Annotated in this window: 5 protein-coding genes; 4 read left to right on the top strand and 1 reads right to left on the bottom strand. The window is 65.0% G+C overall.

The window, feature by feature from the left end; all coding sequences use genetic code 11:
* The coding region (locus EOA60_RS17530; RefSeq protein ID WP_164899371.1) for a sigma-54 dependent transcriptional regulator at positions 1-734 on the bottom strand (734 nt) is incomplete at its 3' end.
* Positions 735-878: 144 nt separating this feature from the next.
* On the opposite strand from EOA60_RS17530, the gene EOA60_RS17525 reads away from it, so the two are divergent.
* The 4 genes from EOA60_RS17525 to EOA60_RS17510 form a co-directional block, all read left to right on the top strand.
* Positions 879-2,717: a M3 family oligoendopeptidase gene (locus EOA60_RS17525; RefSeq protein WP_164748318.1), complete on the top strand. Its 1,839-nt coding sequence runs from the start codon at positions 879-881 to the stop codon at positions 2,715-2,717.
* Positions 2,718-3,044: 327 nt separating this feature from the next.
* A complete protein-coding gene (locus tag EOA60_RS17520) occupies positions 3,045-3,734 on the top strand; it encodes a proton-conducting membrane transporter (RefSeq protein ID WP_095823419.1) in 690 nt (229 codons plus the stop codon).
* A gap of 152 nt (positions 3,735-3,886) precedes the next feature.
* Positions 3,887-5,032, top strand: a complete 1,146-nt coding sequence (locus tag EOA60_RS17515; RefSeq protein WP_095800471.1) for an aminodeoxychorismate synthase component I — start codon at positions 3,887-3,889, stop codon at positions 5,030-5,032.
* A partial coding sequence (locus EOA60_RS17510) for an aminotransferase class IV (protein WP_348632712.1) occupies positions 4,981-5,233 on the top strand: 253 nt, incomplete at its 3' end. The genes EOA60_RS17515 and EOA60_RS17510, both read left to right, overlap by 52 nt.

Raw genomic sequence — 5,233 nt, 5'->3', positions numbered from 1 at the left:
TCCAGGAACAGCGTGCCCGAATGCGCCTCGACGAATTTGCCGGTGTGCTTGTCCGTGGCGCCGGTGAAGGAACCCTTCTCATGGCCGAACAGGATCGATTCCACCAGATTGTCGGGGATGGCGCCGCAATTGACGGTGACGAAGGGTTTCGAGCGGCGGTCGCCGCTGCCCTGGATGGCGCGCGCCACCAACTCCTTGCCCACGCCCGATTCACCCTCGATCAGGATCGGAATGTTGGAGGCCGCCGCCTTCTGGCCGAGCCGGATCACCCGGTCCATCGCCGGGCTGCGGGTGATCAGATCCTTGAAGGTGAGATGGCCGCCGCGACGCCGCGACGTGCGCTTCACCTCGTCCTCGACCGCTTCGACCTTCAAAGCATTGGAAATCGAGGTCTGCAGCCGGTCGGGCGAGGCCGGCTTGACGACGAAATCGAAAGCGCCGTGGCGCATGGCCGAGACAACGGTTTCGATGCCGCCCTGCGCGGTCTGCACGATGACCGGGAGATTGATGGCGCGCTCGCGCATCGCCTTCAGCACACCGACGCCGTCGAGACCGGGCATGACCAGGTCGAGGATGACGACCGACACATCGCGCGCGTTCGGTCCGTCCAGCACATCGAGGCCCGCCTCGCCGCCGTCGGTGACGATGGCGCTGTGGCCGAATTTCGTCACCGCCGCCTCGAGCAGCCTGCGCTGCACGGGATCGTCATCGACTATGAGTACGGAACCTGTCATGACTCTTTGAATTATCCGCCCGATAAATCCCCATGGATCATCTTGGCACAGGGTTCTAAATAAGGTTTCAAAAAACCCGGTGAACGAATTCCTTAGGATTTGACCGGCTTCTCCTTTCCCGTTGATTCATAGAAGGTATTGTCGATGCGCATGATGTTTGGTCAGCGGCTTGCGGCGACGGCATCTGGCCAGGCCGCGGCGGAGCTCGGCGATCTGCCGGAGTGGAATCTCGCCGATCTCTATTCCGGCATGGAAGCGCCGGAGCTGAAGCGTGACATTGCCCGGGCGGCAAGCGACGCCATTGCCTTCGAGGTCCGTTGGAAGGGCACGTTGGCCGCCGAAGCCGAGCGTGGCGCCGCCGGCCGGCTCGGCGAGGCGCTGAAGGCCTACGAGGCGCTGGAGGAACTGATCGGCCGCATCGTCTCCTATGCCGGGCTTGTCTATGCCGGCAACACCGCCGATCCGCAGCGCGCCAAGCTCTATGGCGACATCCAGGAGAAGATGACGGATGCCAGCGCGCATCTTTTGTTCTTCGCGCTGGAGCTCAACCTGATCGACGACTCGGTGATCGAAGCAGCACTCGCGGCCGACCTGGCCTTCGCCCACTATCGCCCATGGGTGCTCGACCTCAGGAAGGACAAGCCGTACCAGCTCGAGGATCGGGTCGAGCAGTTGTTCCACGAAAAGTCGGTCACCGGACGCGGCGCCTGGAACCGCCTGTTCGACGAGACGATGACCGACCTGCGTTTCGACGTCGACGGCGAGGAGCTGACGCTGGAGCCGGCGCTGAACCGACTGCAGGACGCGGATGGCGAAGTGCGCCGCCGTGCCTCCGAGGCACTCGCCGCGACTTTCCGCAAGAACCTGCGCACCTTCACGCTCATCACCAACACGCTGGCTAAGGACAAGGAAATTTCCGACCGCTGGCGCGGCTTCGAGGACATCGCCGATTCACGCCATCTCGCCAACCGCGTCGAACGCGGCGTGGTCGATGCTTTGGCCGCGGCCGTGCGCGAAGCCTATCCGCGCCTGTCGCACCGCTACTATCAGATGAAGGCGCGCTGGCTCGGCACGGACGTCATGAACCACTGGGACCGCAACGCGCCGCTGCCCGAGACCCCGCAATCGGTGATCCGCTGGGACGACGCCAGGGACACGGTGCTGTCAGCCTATCAGCGTTTCTCGCCGAAGATGGCGGAAATCGCGCGGACCTTCTTCGACCGCAAATGGATTGATGCGCCGGTCAGGCCGGGCAAATCGCCCGGCGCCTTCGCCCACCCGACCGTGCCTTCGGCGCATCCCTACGTGCTCCTCAACTACATGGGCAAGCCGCGCGATGTGATGACGCTGGCGCATGAGCTGGGCCACGGCGTTCACCAGGTGCTGGCCGCCGGCCAGGGCGCGCTGATGGCGTCCACCCCGCTGACGCTGGCCGAGACCGCCTCCGTCTTCGGAGAGATGCTGACCTTCCGCTCGCTGCTCGACCAGACCTCCGACAAGCGCGAGCGCAAGGCCATGCTCGCCCAGAAGGTCGAGGACATGATCAATACCGTCGTGCGCCAGATCGCCTTCTACGAGTTCGAGCGCAAGGTGCATGCCGAGCGCCGCAACGGCGAGCTGACCTCGGACAGGCTGGGCCAGTTCTGGCTTGAGGTGCAGGCTGAAAGCCTGGGGCCGGCGATCAAGTTGCGCGATGGCTACGAGGTCTTCTGGACTTATATCCCGCACTTCATCCACTCGCCCTTCTACGTCTACGCCTATGCCTTCGGCGACTGCCTGGTCAACTCGCTCTACGCCGTCTACCAGAACGCCGAGCGCGGCTTTCAGGAGAAGTATTTCGAGATGCTGCGCGCCGGCGGCACCAAGCATCATTCGGAACTGCTGGCGCCCTTCGGCCTCGACGCCACGGATCCGGCCTTCTGGCAGATCGGCCTGGGTGTGATCGGCGCGCTGATCGACGAGCTGGAGGCGCTCGACAAATGACGGGTGCTCGCCTGGCGGCATAGACCGGGAACAGTTTGGCCGGAACGCATACTTGTGCTGTTCTTGAATAACTCTGCCCGCACTTTTCAATTAGCTTTGCGCAGGCCGTGTGCTAGCGTAGACCCCAAGCTCAACCGGACGCGACAGCAAGGCCGGAGGCGGCCCTAGCGTTGCTTCAGCGAGAGCGATAGCGGCCGTCGGGCCGCAGCCGGAGGAGGGCCAGCCGCCAGCGATTGGAGGGGCTGTTCCGCCCAGCGCGGAACGATTGACGATCCCTGCGGCAAGGCCGCCGTTTGCGGCCGCGGCCCGATCGGACTGGAGAGGGAAATGAGCACTTTCTTCTATATGCTCCTGGCGTTCGTTGTCGGTGTCCTGGTTGGCTGGTTCATCTGGGGCCGCCTGCGTGGCGAGCTCGACAGCCTGCGCGGCGAACTCGGTCGCGCCAAGAGCGAACGCGACCGGTTTAGCGCCGATACCTACCGCCTGAGCGGCGAGCTCGACGCATGCGGCCGCAGCCGCGCCGATCTCGAACGCAAGCTGCGCGAAGCGCCGACCTCTTCCGCCAAGGCGGGAACCGACAAAGCCTCCGCGCCTGCGCCGGCGGCGCTGATGTCGACCCCGACCCCAGCCAGATCCTCATCTGCAAGACCGTCAGCGGCAAAATCGGCAGCGGCCAAGCCGGCAGCGGCAAAGACGGCCGCCGCGGCGCCAAAGAAGGCGCCGGCTCCGAAGAAAGCCGCCGCCCCGAAGGCGACCACCGGCAAGGCGGACAATCTGCGCCGCCTGATCGGCATCGGCCCGGTCAATGAAAAGCTGCTCAAGGCGCAGGGCGTCACGTCCTATGCCCAGATCGCCGCTTGGACCGATGCCGACGTCAAGCGCGTCGAGGAGGTGCTCAATTTCGACGGCCGCATCGCGCGCGAGAAATGGATCGAGCAGGCGAAACTGCTGGCCGCGGGCGACGAGGCCGAATTCGCTAGCCGGTTCCCCACGGCGGCGACCTCGAACAACAACTGATCTCGCTGTGCCTTCCCAGCGCAGGCGGCGTCCATTGGGCGCCGTTTTGCTTTGGACCAGATGCCTTTACGCCCTCCGACGCCGTTCTCTCGATTGCGCCTCGCCGCGCCCCCATATAGAGCGATCGACTTAATCGACCCCATCCAAGGCTTATGTCCCTGCCCTCAGCAATATTCCGCAATGACGAGACTGGCCACCAGCTCGTCTTTGACGGGCCGCATGAGGTCATCACGGCGCGAACCGCGGACGAATTCACGCCGGCGCTGGAAGCGGCACAGGCCGCCTCCGACGCGGGCAAATGGCTGGCAGGCTATTTCTCCTATGAGGCAGGCTACCTGCTGGAGCCGAAACTGGTGCCGTTGCTGCCAGAGGGCCGCCGCGCGCCGCTGATCTGTCTCGGTGTCTTCGATGCGCCGCTCGAACAGGCTGTGCCGCGGAATGAAGGCCCCGCCAGCAACGGACCGATCTTCGACGCCCGCGCATCCTGGTCCGCCGAGGACTACGCCGTCCGCTTCGCGCGCCTCCACCACCATATTCGCCAGGGCGACTGTTATCAGGGCAATCTGACCTTTCCGGTCCATGCGCAATGGTCGGGCGATCCGCTTGCCGCCTTCGAGGCGCTGACCGGGCGCCAGCCAGTGAAATACGGCGCGCTGATCTCGTTCGGCGATCCGATCGTGCTGTCGCGCTCGCCGGAACTCTTCTTCGAGATCGACGCCGACGGTATGATCGAGACGCACCCGATGAAGGGCACGGCGCCGCGCGGCGCCACCAAGGCCGAGGACGCGCGGCTGAAGGCGTTCCTGCGCAACGACGAGAAGAACCAGGCCGAGAACCGGATGATCGTCGATCTCCTGCGCAACGACATCTCGCTGATCAGCGAGGTCGGCACGCTGGAAGTGCCGGAGCTGTTCCGCATCGAGACCTACCCGACGGTGCACCAGATGGTGAGCCGGGTGCGGGCGAAGCTCCTGCCGGATATCGGTATTCGCCAAGTCTTCGCAGCGCTCTTTCCCTGCGGCTCGATCACCGGCGCGCCGAAGATCCGCGCCATGGAGATACTGCACGATCTGGAGGGCGTGCCGCGCGACGTCTATTGCGGCGCCATCGGCTGGGTCGCGCCCGGCGGCACGATGCGGTTCTCGGTGGCGATCCGCACCATCTCGCTCTTTGCCGACGGCGAGGCTGTCTACAATGTCGGCGGCGGCGTCGTCTTCGATTCCACCGCCGAGGAGGAGTACCGGGAGTGTCTTCTGAAAGCGCGCTTCGCGACGGGAACCGTGCCGACTTCGAGCTGATCGAGACCATGCGTTGGGAGCCTGGCTCAGGCTTCCTGCGCTTCGAGCGCCACCTTGCGCGGCTTTATGCCTCGGCCGCGGAGCTCGGCTTTGCCTGCGATCCGCATCGGATCGGCGAAGTGCTGACGAGCGCGGTCGGGGGACAGCAGGGCATCCTGCGTACCCGCCTCGCCCTGCAGCGCAATGGCGAGGCGGGTACGC

The organism is Mesorhizobium sp. M1A.F.Ca.IN.020.06.1.1, from assembly GCF_004023265.1.
GTDB lineage: Bacteria > Pseudomonadota > Alphaproteobacteria > Rhizobiales > Rhizobiaceae > Mesorhizobium.
This window is presented reverse-complemented; position numbering and strand designations above follow the sequence as displayed.